The 21,957-nt window shown below is 62.1% G+C and carries 18 protein-coding genes; 2 read left to right on the top strand and 16 right to left on the bottom strand.

Annotated elements, in window-relative coordinates:
* The first annotated feature begins 112 nt into the window (after window positions 1-112).
* A complete protein-coding gene (locus C9422_RS11655; RefSeq protein ID WP_116580771.1) occupies window positions 113-1,393 on the top strand; it encodes an MFS transporter in 1,281 nt (426 codons plus the stop codon).
* Here C9422_RS11655 and gspM read toward each other — a convergent pair.
* The 12 genes from gspM to gbpA all read right to left on the bottom strand — a co-directional run bounded on the left by gspM (window position 1,386) and on the right by gbpA (window position 12,299).
* Window positions 1,386-1,817 carry a type II secretion system protein GspM gene (gene gspM / locus C9422_RS11660; protein WP_116580772.1) on the bottom strand — a complete coding sequence of 144 codons (432 nt, stop codon included), beginning with the start codon at window positions 1,815-1,817 and terminating at the stop codon, window positions 1,386-1,388. The genes C9422_RS11655 and gspM overlap by 8 nt on opposite strands.
* Window positions 1,814-2,920, bottom strand: coding sequence for a type II secretion system protein GspL (gene gspL / locus C9422_RS11665; RefSeq protein WP_116580773.1), 1,107 nt, complete (start codon window positions 2,918-2,920; stop codon window positions 1,814-1,816). Before gspL ends, gspM begins: the two co-directional genes overlap by 4 nt.
* Window positions 2,917-3,768: a type II secretion system protein GspK gene (locus C9422_RS11670; RefSeq protein ID WP_116580774.1), complete on the bottom strand. Its 852-nt coding sequence runs from the start codon at window positions 3,766-3,768 to the stop codon at window positions 2,917-2,919. Before C9422_RS11670 ends, gspL begins: the two co-directional genes overlap by 4 nt.
* Entirely contained in the window at window positions 3,765-4,307 is a 543-nt protein-coding gene (locus tag C9422_RS11675) for a type II secretion system protein GspJ (RefSeq protein WP_116580775.1), read from the bottom strand. Before C9422_RS11675 ends, C9422_RS11670 begins: the two co-directional genes overlap by 4 nt.
* The gene (gene gspI / locus C9422_RS11680) at window positions 4,300-4,683 is read right to left on the bottom strand and encodes a type II secretion system minor pseudopilin GspI (RefSeq protein WP_116580776.1); all 384 of its coding nucleotides are present in this window, start codon (window positions 4,681-4,683) and stop codon (window positions 4,300-4,302) included. Before gspI ends, C9422_RS11675 begins: the two co-directional genes overlap by 8 nt.
* Entirely contained in the window at window positions 4,676-5,143 is a 468-nt protein-coding gene (gene gspH / locus C9422_RS11685) for a type II secretion system minor pseudopilin GspH (protein WP_116580777.1), read from the bottom strand. Before gspH ends, gspI begins: the two co-directional genes overlap by 8 nt.
* Before the next feature lie 3 nt (window positions 5,144-5,146).
* Window positions 5,147-5,602, bottom strand: coding sequence for a type II secretion system major pseudopilin GspG (gspG, locus tag C9422_RS11690; protein WP_007975609.1), 456 nt, complete (start codon window positions 5,600-5,602; stop codon window positions 5,147-5,149).
* Window positions 5,603-5,605: 3 nt separating this feature from the next.
* Window positions 5,606-6,814 carry a type II secretion system inner membrane protein GspF gene (gspF, locus tag C9422_RS11695; RefSeq protein WP_116580778.1) on the bottom strand — a complete coding sequence of 403 codons (1,209 nt, stop codon included), beginning with the start codon at window positions 6,812-6,814 and terminating at the stop codon, window positions 5,606-5,608.
* Window positions 6,815-6,817: 3 nt separating this feature from the next.
* Window positions 6,818-8,290 carry a type II secretion system ATPase GspE gene (gene gspE, locus C9422_RS11700; protein WP_116580779.1) on the bottom strand — a complete coding sequence of 491 codons (1,473 nt, stop codon included), beginning with the start codon at window positions 8,288-8,290 and terminating at the stop codon, window positions 6,818-6,820.
* 3 nt (window positions 8,291-8,293) lie between these two features.
* Window positions 8,294-10,213: a type II secretion system secretin GspD gene (gene gspD, locus C9422_RS11705; RefSeq protein WP_116580882.1), complete on the bottom strand. Its 1,920-nt coding sequence runs from the start codon at window positions 10,211-10,213 to the stop codon at window positions 8,294-8,296.
* 8 nt (window positions 10,214-10,221) lie between these two features.
* The gene (locus C9422_RS11710) at window positions 10,222-10,755 is read right to left on the bottom strand and encodes a type II secretion system protein N (protein ID WP_116580780.1); all 534 of its coding nucleotides are present in this window, start codon (window positions 10,753-10,755) and stop codon (window positions 10,222-10,224) included.
* A gap of 77 nt (window positions 10,756-10,832) precedes the next feature.
* Entirely contained in the window at window positions 10,833-12,299 is a 1,467-nt protein-coding gene (gbpA, locus tag C9422_RS11715; protein ID WP_007975604.1) for an N-acetylglucosamine-binding protein GbpA, read from the bottom strand.
* A 3-nt stretch (window positions 12,300-12,302) separates the two neighbouring features.
* Between gbpA and C9422_RS32020 the strand changes: the two genes are divergently transcribed.
* A complete protein-coding gene (locus tag C9422_RS32020; RefSeq protein ID WP_133249012.1) occupies window positions 12,303-12,734 on the top strand; it encodes a hypothetical protein in 432 nt (143 codons plus the stop codon).
* A 63-nt stretch (window positions 12,735-12,797) separates the two neighbouring features.
* On the opposite strand, the gene hemE is transcribed toward C9422_RS32020, so the two are convergent.
* The 4 genes from hemE to C9422_RS11745 all read right to left on the bottom strand — a co-directional run bounded on the left by hemE (window position 12,798) and on the right by C9422_RS11745 (window position 21,956).
* Window positions 12,798-13,865: a uroporphyrinogen decarboxylase gene (gene hemE, locus C9422_RS11720; RefSeq protein WP_095964623.1), complete on the bottom strand. Its 1,068-nt coding sequence runs from the start codon at window positions 13,863-13,865 to the stop codon at window positions 12,798-12,800.
* Between the two features lie 255 nt (window positions 13,866-14,120).
* Window positions 14,121-15,539 (bottom strand): FAD-dependent oxidoreductase, encoded by a 1,419-nt coding sequence (locus tag C9422_RS11730; RefSeq protein WP_007975602.1) that lies wholly within the window; start codon window positions 15,537-15,539, stop codon window positions 14,121-14,123.
* Between the two features lie 32 nt (window positions 15,540-15,571).
* A complete protein-coding gene (gltB, locus tag C9422_RS11735) occupies window positions 15,572-20,017 on the bottom strand; it encodes a glutamate synthase large subunit (RefSeq protein WP_116580782.1) in 4,446 nt (1,481 codons plus the stop codon).
* Window positions 20,018-20,366: 349 nt separating this feature from the next.
* The gene (locus C9422_RS11745) at window positions 20,367-21,956 is read right to left on the bottom strand and encodes an AAA family ATPase (RefSeq protein WP_116580783.1); all 1,590 of its coding nucleotides are present in this window, start codon (window positions 21,954-21,956) and stop codon (window positions 20,367-20,369) included.
* Between the last annotated feature and the right edge of the window lies 1 nt (window position 21,957).

Below are 21,957 nucleotides of genomic sequence, written 5' to 3' on the forward strand. Positions count from 1 at the left end.
CCCATTAGGTCGTAAAAGCTATCAAACAGGTCGAACAATATATTGGATTGAATCATTAGCCAGCTATATGCTTTTTTCATTGCCTGACCGGCTGCGTCCTCCGAGGTCCCCCGTGAAAACTGCTGTCGCCCCACTCGCCCATGAAGTTCCTCCCGCCGCAAAGGACGATATCGCCGTTGAGCTGGCGGAGATCTACATCGAAAAAGGCACGCCAGCGTTCATGCGCACGGTGCTGGCACTGTTCTGCGGCGGCTTCGCGACCTTCGCCCTGCTGTATTGCGTGCAACCGATGATGCCGCTGCTGTCCCACGAATACTCCATCAACGCGGCGCAAAGCAGCCTGATCCTCTCTGTCGCCACCGGCATGCTCGCTTTCGGCCTGCTGATCACCGGCCCCATCTCCGACCGCGTCGGGCGCAAACCGGTGATGGTTGCCGCGCTGTTCGCCGCCGCCCTGTGCACCCTTGCCAGCGCGATGCTGCCGAGCTGGCACGCGGTGCTGGCGATGCGGGCGCTGGTGGGCCTGTCTTTGAGCGGGCTGGCGGCGGTCGCCATGACCTATCTGAGCGAAGAGATCCATCCGCAGCACATCGGCCTGGCGATGGGCCTGTATATCGGCGGCAACGCGATTGGCGGGATGAGCGGGCGCTTGATCACCGGGGTACTGATCGACTTCGTCAGTTGGCACACGGCAATGCTGGTGATCGGTGGCCTGGCCCTGATTGCGGCGGCGGTGTTCTGGAAAATCCTCCCCGAATCACGCAACTTCCGTTCGCGCTCGCTGCACCCGCGCAGCTTGCTCGACGGCTTCACCATGCACTTTCGCGACGCCGGCTTGCCGCTGCTGTTCCTCGAAGCCTTTGTGCTGATGGGGGCGTTCGTCACGCTGTTCAACTACATCGGCTATCGCCTGCTGGCCGAGCCGTATCACATGGAACAGGCGTTCGTCGGGATGCTTTCGGTGGTGTACCTGTCGGGTATCTACAGCTCGGCGAAAATCGGTGCCCTGGCCGACAAGCTCGGTCGACGCAAAATGCTCTGGAGCACCATTGCGCTGATGATCGCCGGCCTGGCGCTGACGATGTTCACACCGCTGCCGCTGGTGATCATCGGCATGCTGGTGTTCACCTTCGGTTTCTTCGGTGCCCACTCGGTGGCCAGCAGCTGGATCGGCCGCCGAGCCACCAAGGCCAAGGGCCAGGCGTCGTCGCTCTACCTGTTCAGCTATTACGCCGGGTCGAGCATTGCCGGCACGGCGGGTGGCGTGTTCTGGCATCTGGGTGGCTGGAACGGGATCGGGCTGTTCATCGGCACACTGCTGGTGATTGCGCTGCTGATCGCGTTGAAGCTGGCGAAGTTGCCGCTGTTGCCACAACACACCTCGGCTACCTGAGCACCAACTGCGCCTCCAAAACATCGTCACGTTTTTCCAGGGTCAGCGACTGCAACGCGACACCGTTGCGCTCCATAGCATCGAGCCACTGTATCAACGGCTGCGCGTTGCCATTGAGGGTCAGGCGCAGCAGGTCGCTGTCGCTCTCCATCTGACGGATTTCCAGCCCCGCTGCCGCTGCGCTCTCACTGATGCGCAGCGATAGCGGTTGACCGGTGTCGGCGGGGACATGGTTGCGCGGTGACGCCCGCTGCAGTTGCGCGGCCAGACTCGCCTGCTGTTGATACTGTCGCTCGACAGTTTCCAGGCGCTGCCGGTTCGGTTGCCAGATCAGGCTGAAAACCACGACCGCCAACAAAAAAGCCCCCAACACCTGCAACAGCCCTTGTTCGCGCACAGAAAGGCGCCGCCATGCCTGGATCATGCCTCGTCCTCCACGGTGAGGGTGGCGTGCACCCGGTCTGCGGCTTTGTTCGCACTATCGAGCCGGATGGGCATGCCTTGTTGGCGTCCGCGCTCACGCAATTGCTCCAGCTCGGCAAAGCCGCTGGCGGTCAGCTGGATTTTCCAGCCTTCCCCGGCCCTGAATTCGATGCGCCGGACCTCGACCGGGCTAGCGCCGATCACCTGCTCAATCAATCGGACCAGCCCCGCAATGCGGGTGTCTTGCGATTCGACAGGCTGGTTTTGCAGGGCCTTGAGCTGCGCTGCCATGTCAACGATGCGCCCTTGTTCCGGGTAAAGCGTCTTGAATCGCCGTTCATTTTGGCTGGCGAGGCGGCGGGCTTCGCCGTCGATGAAGCGAATCCGCGTCTCGCTGGCCCCCCAGATCAACAGCGCCAGCATCACCATCACCCACCCGCCGGCACGCCAGGGCAGACGCTTGCCGCGCGGGGCGAATGCGCCTTGCAACAGGTTGATGGCCCGGACCGGGCGGTGGGTCAGGCATTGGTCGATGACTGCGGGGTCCTCTCGTTCGTCCAGCCATTGCATGTCTTTGGGCAATAAAGGGGTGAGCTGCGCCAGATGGTCTTGCGACAACGCCATGCGTGCCGAGAGGCCTGCACCCAACAGCCAGCGACCGAACCACCACGCACCGCACGGTTGAGCGCCGGACAACACATCGGCATCGACGAACACCCCACGCACCGCGATACCCGCCTCGCGCAGCAGGGCGAGCACGGCGGCCAAGCGTTCCCGGCCGATGACCATGGCCGGGTAGCAGCCGTCGCGATCACGAGCGCCAACACCCAAATGCACAACGTCCAGCGCCTCGCTCAGTTGATCTTCCACGGCGAAGGCTATGGCCTGGGCCTCGGGTTTTCGTCGCGCCGGCCATGGCTCGCTGCGTACCCAACTGCACATTTCCATGGGCAGCAGCACATCGACCGATTTTCCCCGCAATGCCGAGGCCGCCTGACTCAGTGGCATCGGCTGGCGTTGGCCGGTGGGGGACCACAGCATGCAGGGCCAGAGTGCGGATGGCGCATCCCGGCCCTCGGCGGTCAGGTAAAGCCAAGTGTTCATCGCGGTCTCTCGTGGCTACTGATGGGAAGAAAACGTCGTTGCAGCACCGTCAGCTGTTGAGTCTTGGGGTCGTACCCGACATCCGTGGCCAGATGCAATTGGCGCCCGTCCCGGGTCACCTGCACGCCGATCCGATACCAGCGGCTATGGGTGCCAAGGCCGTGGCTGCTCAAGCCCTGCCCGGAGAGCAAGGGGTCCTGCGTAAACGCCTGGACACTCGCCCAGGGCGTTGTGGCGGCCTGAAGCGCCAGCGCATCGGCGGTCGAGGCGTCCACCTCGCCGAGCGTTCTCAACACCAGCGCTGGTGCGGTGTTGATGTTCAGGGTGACGTCGGTGGGCAGCAGTGCCACCCAGGGCTCCAGTCGTTGCAGCAGGCGAGCATCAATGCCGGGAAGCAAGCGCAACTGGCTCAGTTCCCGCAGCGGCCCGACCTGGTTCAGTTGCACAGGAGGAAGCTCGAGCAGCTCGAGCAGGCGCGCCCAACGGTTGAGGGTGACCTGATCCACCTGGCCCTGGCGTAACAAAGCGTTGAGATTGAAGCGCCCGGCGAGGTCATCGATATCGATGCGGATCTGCGCATCCTCAACCTCGAAACCCGGCGCCATGGCCCTCCAGCCCTGAATCCGCTCGACGGGTTTTTCCCTGTCCTGTAGCGCGTCGCGCATCAGCAGCAACGCCCAGCTTTCCCCGCCCGATGCGAGTTGGCGCAGGTGTATCTGCTGCAACTGCTGCCCGCTGCTTTGCAGCGACAAGTGATGGCTGCGCAACAAGCCACCGGTGATCAGCAGGGCCAGGCTCAGGACCAGCAAAACACTGATCAACGCCACGCCGCGTTGATGCCCGTTCATGGCAATGCACCCGGCATCGGCAACACCCGACGAATCGATTCGAAGCGACCAACCGAGACTTGCACCTCCAGCGCCAGCGGCGCCTTCGCGTCCTGCCCGGACGGCCCAAGAGCGACCCAGCCGGACTGGCTGTCGAACAGACGCCAGTTCAACTCCCGAACGTCATCCAGCAGTTTTTGCCGCTGCACGAGTTCTGTGCCTTCGCCCTGGCTTTCGCGCCACAGCACGCCGTCGTCGAGTCGATAGCTCAGCGTCTGAAGTTCACTGCGCGGCTGGTCCAGAGGATTGCGCCAGTGACTGCGCTGGAACTGCAAAAGCGCCGGTGCGAGCACTATCGGCTGCGCAGTGACATGCAGCAGATCCCGCTCGATCACCGCCACCGCGCGCTGCAGGCTCCTGAGTTCTCGCTCGTGAGTCGTCACGCCCTGTTGCACCCTCACCACACGATCGAACAAGCCCCAACTGGCCAGCCCCAGCACGGCGAAGATCGCCAGGGCGATGACCAGCTCCAACAAGGTGAATCCGCGCTGCTTATTCATCAACCGCGAGTATCCAGCCGCTGGCACGATGCAAGGCGTGCGTACTGTTTGCGGGGCTGACTTGAATGTCGACCTGAAGCAAACGCGGATCACCGGTGGCGCTGATGTGTTGCTGCAACACCCAGTCACGCTGATCCATGGACACCACCTGTTGTTGCTGCCCAACCGCCAACCCGGGTTGCAGGCGCAATTCGTTCAACCGGTTGTCCGCCAGCCACGCCGCGAACAGTCGCGCCTCAACGGCGCCACGCTGTTTGACCACGTATTGACTGGCCGACAGCACGGCAGCCGCCAGTGTCGCGAAGACCGCCAGGGCCACCATGATTTCCAGCAGTGTGAAACCGCCAATGGCGGATCGGGATCGCGAGCTAGCCATCGATCGCCACCTCGCCAAGGCCATCGCCGGACAGACTCAGCCAGGTCCGGTTGCCGGACTCGAATGTCAGGGTGAAGACGCTGGTCTCATCGTTGCTGAATATCAACAACTGCGGCGGTCCTTCATCAGCGTCCAGGTCTACCGCATAGCCGTCTTGCCGAAAATGCACCCGCACGCTCAGGGGCCAATCAGTAAGCTCCGCCACCGATTCCCATCCGTGAACACCCTGGCGCATCGGCCGGTGGCCATCGGTACTCAGCCGCAAGCCATAGTCCTGCCCCTCGAATACCGCTCGCTCGCGCAATTGATGGATCGCCTGCACCATCGCCTCAGCCTCCTGCCTGACCTCGCGCGCGGGATTGCCCCCGCCGGCAAGGCTCACCATACCCAGCAAAAAGCCGACCATGACAATCACGATCATCAACTCCAACAACGTAAATCCCCGGCAACGGTAGCCCACGGCTCAATGACCCCAATTGCCGATTTCCGCTGCAAACCCTTCACCGCCGGCTACGCCATCGGCCCCCAGGGAATACAGGTCGTACGTGCCATCCGTCGATCTCACACCCGGATTGAGGTACTGATAAGGCGTGTTCCACGGGTCGACCGGCATGCTCTTGAGGTAGCCCTGAGGGTTCCAGCCGCGCGGTGCGGGCAGGCCCGAGGGACGTTTGACCAAGGCTTCCAGGCCTTGCTGGGTCGAGGGGTAATGGGCGTTGTCGAGGCGATACATTTCCAGGGCGGTGGCGATGGCCTGGATATCGATTCTGGCGGCGGTGACCTTGGCTTGGTCGGGGCGGCTCATGAACTGCGGCACCACAATGGCCCCCAGCACGCCGATGATGACTACCACCACCATGATTTCGATCAGGGTAAAACCGCGTTGCACGCGGGAAAGGCTTTTGCGGGCAGGTTGCATGGATCAATTCACCAATTGGTTGAGGCTGAGAATCGGGAGCAGGATGGCCATGACGATCAGCAGCACAACGCCGCCCATCAGCACCAGCATGGCCGGCTCGAACAGGCTCACCACCAGCGCAATGCGCGCGGCGAGGCTGCTTTCCTGTTGTTCGGCGGCCCGGGCCAGCATGCGGTCGAGTTCGCCGGCACGTTCACCGCTGGCAATCATGTGCAGCATCATCGGCGGGATGTCGCCGCTCAGTTCCAGGCCACGGGTGAGCGTTCCGCCTTCGCGCACGGAACGGGCGACATCGACCATCCGCGCGCGAATGCTCAGGTTGCCGATGACCGCGGCGGCAATCTCCAATGCGTCCACCAAGGGCACGGCACTTTTGCCGAGGATCGCCAGGGTGCTGGCAAACCGCGCGGCTTCCATGGCCCGCAGTACTTCACCGATGACGGGCGCACTCAGCAGCCAACGATGCCAGCGCAGACGCCACTGCGGCGGCTGCCAGCTCCAGCGCCACAGGCCGAACAGCGTCACCAGTACGCCAATCAACAACAGGAAATGGTTGCGCAGGCCATTGCTCACGCCGATCAGTGCCTGGGTCAGCCAGGGCAACGGCTGGCCGCTGTCGACGAAGATCTTCACCACATCCGGCACCACGTAGCCGAGCAGAAAACCGACGATTGCCGCGCTGGCCAACATCAGGATCAAGGGGTACACCAGGGCCATCTGGATTTTTTGCCGCGAGGCCTGGCGGGCCTGCGTGTAGGCCGCCAGTTGCTCCAGCACATGGCCCAGATGCCCCGAGCGCTCGCCGGCGGCCACGGTGGCGCGGAACAACTCGGGGAAGGCCCTGGGAAACTGTCCCAGGGCCGAGGCCAGGGCGTGGCCTTCCATCACCCGGCTCCTGACCGCCGATAGCAGGCCTGCGACCTTGCGCTTCGAGCTCTGTTTCGCCACCGCCTCGAGTGCTTCTTCCAGAGGCAGCCCGGCCTGAACCAGCGTTGCCAGCTGCAAGGTCAACAACGCCAGATCAGCCGCGCTCAGGCCTGCGCCGCGAGTTTGCCTGCCTGTATCGCTGCCGACCCGGACCTCGATCAACACACGCGGCCACACGCCACGCTCGCGCAACAGCTGTCGCGCATGACGGGGTCCATCGGCCTCCAGGCGTCCCTTGCAGGATCGGCCTTGGGCATCAAGGGCGCGGTAGTCGAAGGTCGGCATCCGTCAGTGCTCCTGGGTCACGCGCAACAACTCATCGAGGCTGGTCAAGCCTTCCAGCACCCGCTGACGCCCGTCCTGGAACAGGCTGCGCGAGACCTTGCGCGTTGCGTCGACGAGGATTTGCTCACTGGCGCCCTGATGGATCAGCACCGAGACGGCGGGCGTCACGCTGATCAGTTCGTAGATGCCGATGCGCCCGCGATAGCCGTGCTGGCACTGCGCGCAGCCCGAGGCTTTGCACAAGGTGTGCGACGTGGCCGTGTCGAGCCCCAGGCGTTCACAGGCCGCCGCGTCGGCGGTGTACGAAACCTTGCAATGGGGGCACAGGGTGCGCAGCAGCCGCTGGGCCAGAATGCCCACCAGCGAGGACGCCAACAGGTAGGCATCGACACCCATGTCGACCAGCCGCGTGACGGCGCCGACCGCACTGTTGGTGTGCAAGGTCGACAGCACCAAATGCCCGGTCAAAGACGCTTGCACGGCGATCTCGGCGGTTTCGCGGTCGCGGATTTCGCCGACCATCACCACGTCCGGGTCCTGGCGCAGAATCGCCCGCAGGCCGCGGGCAAAGGTCATGTCGACTTTCGGGTTGACCGGCATCTGGCCCACACCCGGCAGGTGATACTCGATCGGGTCTTCGACCGTGAGGATGTTGCGGGTCTGGTCATTCAGGCTGCTCAACGCGGCGTACAGGCTGGTGGTCTTGCCGGAGCCGGTCGGCCCGGTCACCAGCAGGATGCCGTGGGGTTTGCCCAATAACTGGCGCAGGGCCGCGAGGGTATCGTCCGGCATGCCCAGCCGATGCAGGTCCAGGCGCCCGGCCTGCTTGTCGAGCAGGCGCAGCACCACCCGCTCACCGTGGGCCGAAGGCAGCGTCGAGACCCGCACATCGACTTCATGCCCGGCCAGACGCAAGGCCATTCGCCCATCCTGGGGCACGCGTTTTTCCGCGATGTCCAGGCGCGCCATGACCTTGATCCGCGACACCAGCAGCGTCGCCAGTTCGCGTTTGGGCCTGAGCATTTCACGCAGTTGGCCATCCACCCGCATGCGCACCGACAGGTACTGCTCGAAGGTTTCCAGGTGCACGTCCGAGGCGTGCTCGCGCACGGCCTCACCGAGCAGTGCGTTGATCAGGCGAATGATCGGCGCATCGCCCTGTTGCTCCAGCAGGTCGGCGGTCTGCGGCACCTGATCGACCAGGCTGAGCAAGTCCAGTTCTTCGTCCAGCCCTTGGGCTACCTGCTCCATCGCGCTTTGTCCCTCGCGATAGGCTGCCGCCAGGCGTGAGGCGTATTCTTCGGCGTCGACGATGACGAACGGCAGCGTCGACCCGCACACCCGGCGTGCCTCTGACAGTGCGCTGAGCGGTGCATCGCTGCGCAGGGCAAGGCGCAGAGCGTCGCCGTCACGCTCCAGCAACACACCAAAACGCCGGGCGAAGCCGAAGGGCAACTGCTCACTGAATTCGCCCATGGATTACTGCGCCTTGCCGCGCAAGTCGAACACTGGCGCGTCGCTGGCCGGTTCAAACAACCCGCGTGCCTCGGATGGCAGCAACAACGAGTTGTTTTCCCCCGCTCCTGACTTGCTCAGGTCACGCAGCGCGTTGTAACGCTGCTGGCTGACCTGGGACAGGTCCTCCTTGCTGCGCACGATGGTCGGGCGCAAGAACACCATCAGATTGCTTTTGGTCTGGGTGTCGCGGCTCCAGCGGAACAACGCGCCGAGGTAGGGAATGTCACGCAGCAGCGGCACGCCGCTTTTCTGGGTGCGCACGCTGTCGCGGATCAGGCCGCCGATCACGATGATTTCGCCATCGTCGGCGAGGATGGTGCTTTTGAGCGCGCGCTTGTTGGTGATCAGGTCCGAGGAGTCGATGCCCGACACCGAGGGGGCGATGTCCGACACCTCCTGCTCGACCTCCAGGCGCAACGTCGAGCCTTCGTTGATGTAAGGCTTGATCTTCAGGCTGATGCCGACGTCCTTGCGCTCGACGGTGGTGAACGGATTCTCCGCGCCGTTGCTGTTGGTGGCGTAGGAGCCGGTCTTGAACGGCACGTTCTGGCCGACGATGATTTCCGCTTCCTGATTGTCCAGGGTCAACAGGCTCGGGGTGGACAGCAGGTTGCTGTGGGTGTTGCTGGCCAAGGCCGAAATCAGCGCACCGAAGCGGTCGCTGCCCAGTTGCAGGATCGCCCCTTCCGGCGCCGATCGTTTCTCGTCGAACCTCAGCCCGCCGACAATCGGAATGTCGGTACCGGGAAAGTTGATGAAGCCCTTGGCGTCGCCGGTGTTGAGGTTCCACTGCACACCGACGGCCTCAGCGATGTCGCCGGAGATTTCGACGATGGCGGCATGGATCAACACCTGGGCCCGCGGCTGGTCCAGCTGGCGCACGATGCTTTCGATGGTCCGCACCTGTGCCGGCTCGGCAATCAGCACCAGCGCGTTCTGGCTTTCGTCGGCCTTGATCATGAAGGCTGCGCCGCCCGACATGTCCTTGGCGTTGCCGGTGGCGGACGCCTGTTTTCTGCCCTGCCCCATCGATTCCAGAATCTCGGCCAACTGCTTGGCATCGCTGTGACGCAGGCGAATCACCCGGGCGTTGTCGAGGGTCGTGGTGGCCGGCGTATCGAGCCCACGGGCCAGTTCGATCAAACGCTGGCGAACGACCGGCGGGCCAATGAAAATCAGGCGATTGGTCCGGGTGTCTGCCAGTACCTGTATCGCCGACTCGGCATTGCGTTTGCCCATGGAAGCCTCGATCACCGGCACAACATCGCCCGCCTGGGCATGCTGGAGCTGAAGCACCGCGTGCAGGTTGTTCTGCCCCGAGTCCAGTTCACGGATCACCCGGGCGATGCGCTTCACATTGGCGGCCGTATCGGTCAGCACCAACGCGTTGGCCGACACCGAGGGGCCGACATAACCGTTGGCAGAAACCAACGGCCGCACCAGCCCGGCGATATCGGTGGCGCTACCGGTGTTCAACCCGATGACTTCAGTCACGAACTGCGACGCCGTGGTGGTTTTTACCGTGCCCTGACCGGCCCGGGTCCTGGCCTCGGCAACCGGGGTGATGAGAATCCGGTCGCCCTCATCGATCACCGTAAAATTGTGGGCGTCGAGCACTGAATAGAACAACCGGCGCACCCCTTCACGATCGAGGGCCTGCCGGGACATGACGGTGATACGACCGGAGACCTTGGGGTCCAGGACTACCGTGGTCCCGAGAATGCTGGAGATCTCTTCGACGATGTCGCGCAGCTCTGCGTTGTTCATCGCCAGTTGCCATTTTTCTTCGGCGCCTCGAAGCGTGTCCGGGAAGGCTGCAGCCGCCAGAACGGAAAGCAAAAGCATGGAACGCAACCAATGCGCGCCGACGAAGCTGTTCATGAAATTCATCACTCTGGCTGCCCGGAGAGCGGGCGTAAAAAATGCGTGGTGGTGACCGGTTGAGCATCGACGGATGATTCGAGTCCCGTCAGGAACCGTGCGCCAGAGGGGACGAGCGTTAGCAGCTCTTCCCGGCCCTTGTTCCACAGCACAACCTGGTGGGGCTCGACACGACGCAGGACACTGCCGCCGGGCAAACGCTCGCCCACCTGATAGAGACGGGAGCCTTGAGTATTGGCCAGCAGTGCCTTGGATAGTCCGCTGCTGACAAAGCTCGCTTGCAGGGTCAGCGGTTCGGCGCTGGGCCGCGGTGTGGCCTCCGTCGTCAGGCCGAACACCATGGCAATCGATGTTGTTTCGAGCGGTTCACGTACAGGCACCGTCTCCAGCGTTGCGATGTCGGGTGACGGTGAAGCCAGGTGCTCGCGAAACGCCCGTTCCTGCCACGCCAGAAACACCGCAGCGCCCACTGGCAACGCGAGCCAACAAATGCTGCTCAGGCATGCCCGAAAGCGTTGTCCGGAAAAATTCGAAACCTTCATTTTCAACTCGGTACTCAGCAGAAGTGCCTGGCTTCAGGCGACCTTTTTTGAGGTCGCCTGAAGCCAGTTGCGGGGACTTACAACTTGTCCCACGCCATGTGCGAGTGAGCACCGACACCTGGCTCGAAGCCGTTGGCGGTAGGGGTGTACTGCTTGCAATAACCCGACGCAGGGAACGGCTTGCACTCGAAGACTTCGTCGGTCTTCGGTTGCAGCACCTTGGTGCCGGCGGTGTAGTCGCTGAGGCCTTCAGGGAATACGAAGTCGTATTCGATGACCGCGCCTTCACCGGTCAGTTGGGTGGTCTTGGTGTCCTGACGGGTGGTGCGGCCATCCAGGGTGGTGCCGACCAGGGTCAGCGTGTGCGCACCAGGATTGCTACGCACATCCAGGGACAACGAGGTGGAGCCGGTGGCCACTTGTGCCGATGTGGTGCCGACCGGTTTGTTGTTCTGATCGAACAAGGTCGCTTCGACGTCCATCGCGCGGTTCGCAGTCATGCTGAATTCGACTTTGGCCCGGCCTTTATCCAGAACGTATTCGGCTTGCTGAGAGGTCACCGCCATGTGCGCAGCGGCGTCTTCCTTCATGGCCAACTGCACTTCATAGCGGACTACGCCGCTTTCTTTTTGCACGTAGAGGCGATTGGTGCCTTTGACCGGGGCAACATTGCCGCTCTCGTCACGGATACCGGCGCGAACCAGGGTGTGGGTCTGGTTGATTTTTTCCGCCAGCTTGTACGACCAGTTTTGCGGTGTGCCTTCTTCAGCGTCATCGATGCTGATTTCCACGCTGTATTGCGCACTCTCGCCCTTGGCGGTAAACGCGCGGGCCTTGACCTTGTCACCCACCAGCAACGGGGTCGATGATGCAATGCTGCCTACCGGCGACCAGCCGCCCGGCAAGTCGGGTTCGGCAAGGATGTTCACGTCTGCGACGTTGTAAAACGCGGCGTCGGTGTCACCGACGGTCCAGATGGCCAGGATGACGTGGTGGCCGGATTTGTCAGACGGGAGGGTGCAGCTGTGCCTGGCACCCGACACAGGCAACTGGTTGCCGCCATCGATGGTGCAGAACGGCGTGCTTTCGAAGGTGGCGCGCTTGAGCGACTCGTTCGGGTTCCAACCGTCGCTGGAGATGAAATACTCGTGCTTGGTGGCCGGGTGGACGGCGGTGTAACGCCATTGGAAATCGATGTTGCGATCCTTGATTTCCGTCAGGTGCCAGCGGGTGGCGGACTGTGCGTCCAGTGCGGAGAACAGCGCGTGACCGCCGCTGGCGATCTTGCCATCGACCGGCCCCTGCAAGGGGGCACCGCCGACACCTGCCGGAAAGCCCTTGAAGGTTTCACCGACGCTCTGCGGCTCGTACTGCGCGCCGCCACAATTGGTGTTCAAACCTTTCTGGCAGGCCAGTGCGCGTGACGGCGGCACATCCAGATAGCCATGGGCAGAAACGGTTTGAGAGGCCAGCATTGCCGATAACAGGATCATCGAAGAGGTGCAGGCCGTTAATGCACTTCTTTTATCAAATGTAATTTTCATGATGTGTTCCAGACTGCTTATCGAAAACAAGGCGCCTTGCAGGCGGCGATGTTTGCTTCGTTACCGTTCAGCGTTGTGCTGAACAGGGGTCTGGAACCTTACGGGGATGACGAGGAACTCTATGTAGGAGTAATCATCGAGCCGGGCAGGAATGGTCTGCTCATTCGAATTTCACTCAGGAAAGAAAATACCCTGCCGACAGAAACGCTACATCCGGAGAGTATTTCTGCAGGGCATAAAAAAGGTTCTTCACGGAATCCCGGGAGGAACACAGATAACGAAATATCTGTAGGAGCTGCCGAAGGCTGCGATCTTTTGATCTTCAGCTATCTCCAGATCGCAAAATCAAGATCAAAAGATCGCAGCCTTCGGCAGCTCCTACAGGGGAACACGTGTACCACCAAACAGTTATCGGTGTTCCCCGGCATGGCGTGAACAACCATAAAAAAACCTGTCCGGCACGAGGCGGGACAGGCTTCTGGAAAACGGCGCTGGCCGTTATTCGTGATACTGCGCCGACAATTCATGCACGGCGCGCAGGAATGCACCGGCGTGTTCCGGATCGACCTCCGGCGTAATGCCATGACCGAGGTTGAACACGTGACCGCTGCCTTTGCCGTAGCTGGCGAGAATGCGCCCGACTTCAGCGCGAATGGCTTCCGGCTTGGCGTAGAGCACGGTCGGGTCCATGTTGCCTTGCAGCGCGACCTTGTCGCCCACACGGGCACGGGCGTTGCCGATGTCGCAGGTCCAGTCCAGGCCCAATGCATCAGCACCGGCATCGGCGATGCTTTCCAGCCACAGGCCGCCGTTTTTGGTGAACAGGATGACCGGCACCTTGCGGCCTTCGTGCTCGCGGATCAGGCCGCTGACGATTTTGCGCATGTAGGCCAGGGAGAACTCCTGGTACGCCGCTGCCGACAGGTTGCCGCCCCAGGTGTCGAAGATCTGCACCGCTTGCGCACCGGCCATGATCTGGCCGTTGAGGTAGCTGGTGACCGACTGCGCAAGCTTGTCCAGCAACAGGTGCATGGCTTGCGGGTTGTCGTAGAGCATGGCCTTGGTCTTGCGGAAGTCTTTCGACGAGCCGCCTTCGACCATGTAGGTCGCCAGGGTCCATGGGCTGCCGGAGAAGCCGATCAACGGCACACGGCCGTTCAGTTCGCGGCGGATGGTGCTGACCGCGTCCATCACGTAGCCCAGGTCTTTCTGCGGGTCGGGAATCGGCAGGGCTTCGATGTCGGCCAGGGTGCTGACGACTTTCTTGAAGCGCGGGCCTTCGCCGGTTTCGAAGTACAGGCCCTGGCCCATGGCATCGGGGATGGTCAGGATGTCGGAAAAGAGGATCGCCGCGTCCAGTTGTGGATAACGGTCGAGCGGTTGCATCGTGACTTCGCAAGCGAACGCCGGGTTCATGCACAGGCTCATGAAATCGCCGGCCTTGGCGCGGCTGGCGCGGTATTCAGGCAGGTAGCGACCGGCCTGACGCATCATCCACACGGGAGTGACGTCTACGGGTTGCTTGAGCAGGGCGCGCAGGAAACGGTCGTTCTTCAGGGCAGTCATGTCGGCATCCGGAAAAAAAGTGAGGGCATTTTCTCAGAGCCGGACGCAAAAGGCACGGCAAGAGCGGAGGCTTTTGTCTATCGGGTCAATTTGTCGCAATGAAATACAGAGTTTAGCAACACCGCGAAACAACTGTGGGAGCGAGCTTGCTCGCGATGGCGGCATCACATTCAACATTTCTGTCGACTGATCCACCGCTATCGCGAGCAAGCTCGCTCCCACAGGGGGTACTGCATTTGGCTCTGGGTTGGGGGGTTAGACGCCCAGGTAATCCAGGATCCCTTCAGCCGCATTACGGCCTTCGAAGATCGCCGTCACCACCAGGTCCGAACCGCGCACCATGTCGCCACCGGCGAAGATTTTCGGGTTGCTGGTCTGGTGCTTGTACTGGCCTTGTTCCGGTGCCACAACGCGGCCCTGGCTGTCGGTCTGGATCTCGAACTGCTCGAACCACGGCGCCGGGCTTGGACGGAAACCGAACGCGATGACCACGGCGTCGGCCGGGATGATCTCTTCGGAACCCGGGATCGGCTCGGGGCTGCGACGGCCACGGGCGTCCGGCTCGCCGAGACGGGTCTCGACCACCTTCACGCCTTCGACCTTGTCTTCGCCGACAATGGCGATCGGCTGGCGGTTGTAGAGGAATTTCACGCCTTCTTCCTTGGCGTTCTTCACCTCTTTGCGCGAGCCCGGCATGTTCGCTTCGTCACGACGATAGGCGCAGGTCACCGACTTGGCGCCCTGGCGGATCGACGTACGGTTGCAGTCCATCGCCGTGTCGCCACCGCCCAGGACCACGACCTTCTTGCCTTTCATGTCGACGAAATCTTCCGGCGACTTTTCAAAGCCCAGGTTGCGGTTGACGTTGGCGATCAGGAAGTCCAGCGCGTCGTACACGCCCGGCAGGTCCTCGCCGGCAAAACCGCCCTTCATGTAGGTGTAGGTGCCCATGCCCATGAACACCGCATCGTATTCTTCGAGCAGTTGCTCCATGGTCACGTCCTTGCCCACCTCAGTGTTGAGGCGGAACTCGATGCCCATGCCGGTGAAGACTTCGCGACGATTGCTGAGCACGGTCTTTTCCAGCTTGAACTCGGGGATGCCGAAGGTCAGCAGGCCACCGATTTCCGGGTTCTTGTCGAACACCACCGGGGTCACGCCGCCGCGCACCAGCACGTCGGCGCAACCCAGGCCCGCAGGCCCGGCACCGATGATCGCGACACGTTTGCCGGTCGGCTTGACCTTGGACATGTCCGGGCGCCAGCCCATGGCGAACGCGGTGTCGGTGATGTACTTCTCCACCGAACCGATGGTCACCGCGCCGAAGCCGTCGTTGAGGGTGCAGGCACCCTCGCACAGACGGTCTTGCGGGCACACCCGGCCGCAGACTTCCGGCAGGGTGTTGGTCTGGTGCGACAACTCGGCGGCCTGGAGGATGTTGCCCTCGGCCACCAGCTTCAGCCAGTTGGGAATGAAGTTGTGCACCGGGCACTTCCATTCGCAATACGGGTTACCGCAACCCAGGCAGCGGTGGGCCTGGTCGGCCGACTGCTGGGGTTTGAAGGGTTCGTAGATTTCCACGAACTCTTTCTTGCGTTGACGCAACAGTTTCTTCTTCGGATCCTTGCGCCCGACCTCGATGAACTGGAAGTCATTATTCAGACGTTCAGCCATTTTAAAACCTCATCAAACTCTTCAGGCGCATATCACTGCGGGTTGGCACGGGTGCTGGAAAGCAACGATTTCAGGTTGGCAGCCTTGGGCTTGACCAGCCAGAAACGGCGCACGTAATCATCGAGGTTCTCGGCGAGTTCACGACCCCACTCGCTGTCGGTTTCCTCGACGTACTCGTTCAGCACGCGTTGCAGGTGGCTACGGTAGGCTTCCATCGCCTCGCCGCTGATCCGCTGGATTTCCACCAGTTCGTGGTTGACCCGGTCAACGAAGGTGTTGTCCTGGTCGAGCACATAGGCGAAACCGCCGGTCATGCCAGAGCCGAAGTTGTAACCGGTCTTGCCCAATACGCAGACGAAACCACCGGTCATGTACTCGCAGCAGTGATCGCCAGTGCCTTCCACCACGGTGTGGGCACCGGAGTTACGCACGGCGAAACGCTCGCCCGCGGTGCCGGCGGCGAACAGCTTGCCGCCCGTGGCGCCGTACAGGCAGGTGTTGCCGATGATGGCACTGTCCTGGGTGCGGTAGACGCTGCCCTTCGGCGGAACGATCACCAGCTTGCCGCCAGTCATGCCCTTGCCGACGTAATCGTTGGCATCGCCTTCCAGGTACATGTTCAGGCCGCCGGCGTTCCACACGCCGAAGCTCTGGCCCGCAGTGCCCTTGAAGCGGAAGGTGATCGGCGCGTTGGCCATGCCCTGGTTGCCGTGCTTGCGCGCAATTTCACCGGAGATCCGTGCACCGATGGAACGGTCGCAGTTGCAGATATCCAGGGCGAATTCAGCGCCGCTCAGGTCGTTGATCGCCGAGGTGGCCATGTCGACCATCTTCTCGGCCAGCAGGCCTTTGTCGAACGGCGGGTTGCGGTCTACGCCACAGAACTGCGGCTTGTCCGCCGGCACGTGGTCGCTGCCCAGCAACGGAGTCAGGTCCAGGTGATGCTGCTTGGCGGTCTGGCCTTCGAGGACCTCCAGCAGATCGGTACGGCCGATCAGTTCCTCGAGGGAACGCACGCCCAGCTTGGCCAGCCACTCACGGGTTTCTTCGGCGACGTAGGTGAAGAAGTTCACCACCATGTCGACGGTACCGATGTAGTGGTCCTTGCGCAGCTTCTCGTTCTGGGTCGCAACGCCGGTGGCGCAGTTGTTCAGGTGGCAGATGCGCAGGTATTTGCAGCCCAGGGCGATCATCGGCGCGGTGCCGAAGCCAAAGCTTTCAGCGCCGAGGATGGCCGCCTTGATCACGTCGAGGCCGGTTTTCAGGCCGCCGTCGGTCTGTACCCGGACTTTGCCGCGCAGGTCGTTGCCGCGCAGAGTCTGGTGGGTTTCGGCCAGGCCGAGTTCCCACGGAGCGCCCGCGTACTTGATCGAGGTCAGCGGCGATGCACCGGTGCCGCCGTCGTAGCCGGAGATGGTGATCAAGTCCGCGTAGGCCTTGGCCACACCGGCGGCAATGGTGCCGACGCCGGCTTCCGCTACCAGCTTCACCGAAACCAGCGCCTTCGGGTTGACTTGTTTCAGGTCGAAAATCAGCTGCGACAAGTCTTCGATCGAGTAGATGTCGTGGTGCGGCGGTGGCGAAATCAGCGTCACGCCGGGCACTGCGTAACGCAGTTTGGCGATCAGACCGTTCACTTTACCGCCCGGCAGTTGACCGCCCTCGCCCGGCTTGGCGCCCTGGGCGACCTTGATCTGCAGCACTTCGGCGTTGACCAGGTATTCCGGGGTTACACCGAAGCGGCCGGTGGCAACCTGCTTGATTTTCGAGCTCTTGATGGTGCCGTAGCGTGCCGGGTCTTCGCCGCCTTCGCCGGAGTTGGAACGCGCACCGAGGCGGTTCATGGCTTCGGCCAGGGCTTCGTGAGCTTCCGGCGACAGGGCGCCCAGGGAGATACCGGCGGAGTCGAAGCGCTTGAGCACCGATTCCAGCGGTTCGATCTCGCTGATATCCAACGGAGTGTCGAGGGTTTTGACTTTCAGCAGGTCGCGGATCATCGACACCGGGCGGTTATCCACCAGCGAGGTGTATTCCTTGAACTTGCTGTAGTCGCCCTGCTGCACAGCGGCCTGCAGGGTGTTGACCACGTCCGGGTTGTACGCGTGATATTCGCCACCGTGGACGAACTTCAGCAGGCCGCCTTGCTGGATCGGCTTGCGCGGGCTCCAGGCTTCGGTCGCCAGGGCTTTCTGCTCGGCTTCGATGTCGACGAAACGCGCACCCTTGATGCGGCTTGGCACGCCACGGAAGCTCAGGTTGCAGACTTCCTCGGACAGGCCGATGGCCTCGAACAACTGCGCACCACGGTACGAAGTGATGGTCGAGATACCCATCTTCGACAGGATCTTCAGCAGGCCCTTGGTGATGCCTTTACGGTAGTTCTTGAACACCTCATAGAGGTCGCCCAGTACTTCACCGGTACGGATCAGGTCGCCCAGCACTTCATAAGCCAGGAACGGATAAACGGCAGAGGCACCGAAACCGATCAACACGGCAAAGTGATGCGGATCGCGGGCGGTTGCGGTTTCCACCAGGATGTTGGAGTCGCAACGCAGGCCTTTTTCGGTCAGGCGGTGGTGCACCGCGCCGGTAGCCAGGGACGCGTGGATCGGCAACTTGCCCGGGGCAATGTGACGGTCACTCAGTACGACCTGGGTACGACCGGCGCGCACGGCTTCTTCAGCCTGATCGGCGACGTTGCGGATGGCCGCTTCGAGGCCGACGCTTTCGTCGTAGTTCAGATCGATGATCGCGCGCTCGAAGCCCGGACGATCGAGGTTCATCAGCGAGCGCCATTTGGCCGGGGAAATGACCGGCGAGCTGAGGATCACGCGCGAGGCGTGTTCCGGCGACTCCTGGAAAATGTTGCGCTCGGCACCGAGGCAGATTTCCAGCGACATGACGATGGCTTCACGCAGCGGGTCGATCGGCGGGTTGGTGACCTGCGCGAACTGCTGGCGGAAATAGTCGTACGGCGTGCGCACGCGCTGGGACAGCACGGCCATCGGCGTATCGTCGCCCATCGAGCCCACGGCTTCGTAGCCCTGTTCACCGAGCGGACGCAGCACCTGGTCGCGCTCTTCGAACGTGACCTGGTACATCTTCATGTATTGCTTGAGCTGATCGACGTCGTAGAACGCCGAACCGTGGTCGTTGTCTTCCATGGTCGCCTGGATGCGCAGGGCATTCTTGCGCAGCCATTGCTTGTACGGATGACGCGACTTCAAGCGGTTGTCGATGGCATCGGTGTCGAGGATCTGACCGGTCTCGGTGTCCACGGCAAAGATCTGGCCCGGGCCTACGCGGCCCTTGGCGATCACGTCTTCAGGCTGGTAGTTCCAGACACCGATTTCCGAGGCCAGGGTGATGAAGCCGTTCTTGGTGGTGACCCAACGCGCCGGACGCAGACCGTTACGGTCGAGCAGGCACACCGCGTAGCGACCGTCGGTCATTACCACGCCGGCCGGGCCGTCCCACGGTTCCATGTGCATCGAGTTGTATTCGTAGAACGCGCGCAGATCCGGGTCCATGGTCTCGACGTTCTGCCACGCTGGCGGAATGATCATCCGCACGCCACGGAACAGGTCGATGCCGCCGGTGACCATCAGCTCCAGCATGTTGTCCATGCTCGAGGAGTCGGAACCCACGCGGTTGACCAGCGGGCCGAGTTCTTCCAGATCCATCAGGTCGTTGGTGAACTTGGTGCGACGGGCCACGGCCCAGTTGCGGTTGCCGGTGATGGTGTTGATCTCGCCGTTGTGCGCCAGGAAGCGGAACGGTTGAGCCAGCGGCCATTTCGGCAGGGTGTTGGTGGAGAAGCGCTGGTGGAACACGCAAATCGACGTTTGCAGGCGCTCATCGCTCAGGTCCGGATAGAAGGCGGTCAAGTCCGCCGGCATCATCAGGCCTTTGTAAATGATGGTCTTGTGCGAAAAGCTGCAGACGTAGTGGTCGGTGTCGGCGGCGTTGGCCACGGACGAGCGACGACGGGAGGTGAACAGCTTGACGGCCATGTCCTGGTCGCTCAGGCCTTCACCACCGATGAACACTTGCTCGATCTGCGGCAGGCGCTCAAGGGCCAGACGGCCGAGGACGCTGGTGTCGATCGGCACTTTGCGCCAGCCGACCAGTTGCAGGCCAGCGGCCAGGATCTCGCGGTTCATGTTCTCGCGAGCGGCTTCGGCTTTGACCGGGTCCTGGTTGAAGAAGACCATGCCCACCGCATATTGCTTGGGCATTTCGACGCCGAAGGTTTCCTGGGCGATGGCTCGCAGGAACACGTCCGGCTTTTGAATCAGCAGACCGCAACCGTCACCGGTCTTGCCGTCGGCATTAATCCCACCGCGGTGGGTCATGCAGGTCAGGGCCTCGATGGCCGTTTGCAAAAGGGTATGACTGGGCTCGCCCTGCATATGGGCTATCAGGCCGAAACCACAGTTATCCTTGAATTCATCTGGTTGGTACAGACCTGCTTTCATAGACACTTTCTCACCAGGCTGCCTCTGTACGAGGCAAATTTCTTTTCAATTCAACCACTTGCCATCCGCGCCGAACGTACGCCAGCTTTGCGGGGACAAAAGGGAGGTCATTGTACACACCGACACTTGGCCTCACAAATTTGACGACGAAATGTCGCAAATCCATGTCGCATTTGTGAAAGGTTTAAAGCGATATGCTGTGCTAGTCAAAACTTTTTTAATTTTGACCGCAACGACTCAAAGACTACTGTGACGCAGACACCACAAGGCACGCAGCCCGGAAGGCGGCGCGCACTTGTAGAAATTTTGAGGTGCTTGGAGAGGCGGCCTGGGTAAGGCCGCCGAATCTTCAGCGAGTTGTTGCCAGTTCCTGTTGGACGCTGGCGACAGTGCGAGGCCAAGGTTTACCAGCCTGAACCTTCGCTGGCAAGGCCTTGATAGCGGAAACGGCTGCATCACGATTGGCGAAGTTGCCGTAGGTGATCACGTAGAGCGGCTTGCCATTGAGGACTTTCTTGAAATAGCGGTACTCGCCGCCCTGCTCCTTGACGAAGCTTTGTGCGGCAGTTTCGGAGCTGGTGCCGAGGATTTGCACCACGTAGTTGCCCGGTGCCTGACCGGCGTACCAGGTGCCACCCGCCGCCTTGGCTGCCGGAGCCGGTTTCTCGGCTGGCTTGGCCGCCGCAGCAACGGCTGGCTTGGCTGGCGCTGGAGCAGGCTTGGCCACTGGGGCAGGTGCTGGCTTGGCCGTGGCGACCTGAGTCGGCGCAGGTGCCGGCTTGGCCACTGGTGTCGGCGCAGGGCCGGCAGGAACGCCCACAGGCGGCGCGGTGGTGGTCACCGTCGGTGGTGTGGCGCTGGAGCCTTCAACCGGAACGCCGTCGTCGCCTTCGGTGATGCCGCCTGCGGCTTCAGCCAGCGGGGCGCGCATGACCGGTTGCGAGTTACCGACCAACGGCAACGGCATCGGCTGCGTGTTGCCGGCGAATTCCACGGCCGGAGCACCGCCATTCGCGGTTGGCTGGCCCTGGCCAAGCGGCAGTTGCGCCTGTTCATTGGCGGGCGCACCGGTGGTCGGTGCCTTGTTGCGACCCGGCATCATCCAGGCGGCAGCTACCGCAACCACGACAACGGCGGAAATCGCCAATACGTGTTTCTTCGGCATATTGAACCCCATTTTTGGACGCTTGACCGCAGAGCGGCTGGCGATCATGGCTTCGATCATTGCATCGCGAGCGACCTGATTGATGCTGCCAGGCCAGCCTTCGGAGCTTTCGTGAATATCAGAGATCTGATTCGCGGTGAAAAGTTCGATGCCGCGGCCAGCGCCCTCGAGCCGCTGCTCCAGATACTCGCGGGTTTCGTCCTCGGTATAGGGCTGCAGTTCGATGACGTGGAATCGCTCCTCCTCGAGATGCAAAGCCTCAAGCTGAGCGATCAGCGAGGTTTCACCGAACAGGAACACATGCGGGCGACCTTCAGGTGCGCCGGCCGCCAGGACCATCAGAACCTCAAGGGCGGACTCATCGAGCTGTTCGGCGTCATCGACCAGCAAATAGACTTCCTGGCCGGTGAGCGCAAGCTGCACCACCTGGGCGAGGATAGCGTCGGCATCCGCCTGGGCGACATTCAGCGCCTGGGCCACCTGACGCAGCACACCGGCCGCATCGCCGGCGCCACGGGCGGACACCACCACGCTTTGTACCGACTGCTTGTTGGTGCTGGCGACCAGGGCCTGACGCAACAGGGTCTTGCCGCTGCCCTCGGGACCGGTGACGACCAGCAGCAACTGACTGTAGCGGGCCAGGTGATGCAACTGTCCCAGCACGGGTTTGCGCTGGGCCGGGAAAAATTTGAAGCCAGGCACCCGTGGAGCAAAAGGGTCGTGACTCAACTGGTAATGGCCGAGGAAAGCCTCGTCGGCATGCAAACTAGTCATC

It is taken from the genome of Pseudomonas sp. B1(2018), from assembly GCF_003097365.1.
In the GTDB taxonomy this organism is placed as follows: domain Bacteria; phylum Pseudomonadota; class Gammaproteobacteria; order Pseudomonadales; family Pseudomonadaceae; genus Aquipseudomonas; species Aquipseudomonas laurylsulfatiphila.

Bases quoted from the DNA above. Each gene is read 5' to 3' on its own strand.
- gspF (WP_116580778.1), bottom strand. From the start codon at position 6,814: ATGCCGACCTTCGACTACCGCGCCCTTGATGCCCAAGGCCGATCCTGC.
- C9422_RS11675 (WP_116580775.1), bottom strand. From the start codon at position 4,307: ATGAATAAGCAGCGCGGATTCACCTTGTTGGAGCTGGTCATCGCCCTG.
- gspD (WP_116580882.1), bottom strand. From the start codon at position 10,213: ATGAACAGCTTCGTCGGCGCGCATTGGTTGCGTTCCATGCTTTTGCTT.
- hemE (WP_095964623.1), bottom strand. From the start codon at position 13,865: ATGACTGCCCTGAAGAACGACCGTTTCCTGCGCGCCCTGCTCAAGCAA.
- gspG (WP_007975609.1), bottom strand. From the start codon at position 5,602: ATGCAACCTGCCCGCAAAAGCCTTTCCCGCGTGCAACGCGGTTTTACC.
- C9422_RS11745 (WP_116580783.1), bottom strand. From the start codon at position 21,956: ATGACTAGTTTGCATGCCGACGAGGCTTTCCTCGGCCATTACCAGTTG.
- gspM (WP_116580772.1), bottom strand. From the start codon at position 1,817: ATGATCCAGGCATGGCGGCGCCTTTCTGTGCGCGAACAAGGGCTGTTG.
- gspL (WP_116580773.1), bottom strand. From the start codon at position 2,920: ATGAACACTTGGCTTTACCTGACCGCCGAGGGCCGGGATGCGCCATCC.
- gbpA (WP_007975604.1), bottom strand. From the start codon at position 12,299: ATGAAAATTACATTTGATAAAAGAAGTGCATTAACGGCCTGCACCTCT.
- C9422_RS11730 (WP_007975602.1), bottom strand. From the start codon at position 15,539: ATGGCTGAACGTCTGAATAATGACTTCCAGTTCATCGAGGTCGGGCGC.
- gltB (WP_116580782.1), bottom strand. From the start codon at position 20,017: ATGAAAGCAGGTCTGTACCAACCAGATGAATTCAAGGATAACTGTGGT.
- C9422_RS11670 (WP_116580774.1), bottom strand. From the start codon at position 3,768: ATGAACGGGCATCAACGCGGCGTGGCGTTGATCAGTGTTTTGCTGGTC.
- gspE (WP_116580779.1), bottom strand. From the start codon at position 8,290: ATGGGCGAATTCAGTGAGCAGTTGCCCTTCGGCTTCGCCCGGCGTTTT.
- C9422_RS11710 (WP_116580780.1), bottom strand. From the start codon at position 10,755: ATGAAGGTTTCGAATTTTTCCGGACAACGCTTTCGGGCATGCCTGAGC.
- gspI (WP_116580776.1), bottom strand. From the start codon at position 4,683: ATGGCTAGCTCGCGATCCCGATCCGCCATTGGCGGTTTCACACTGCTG.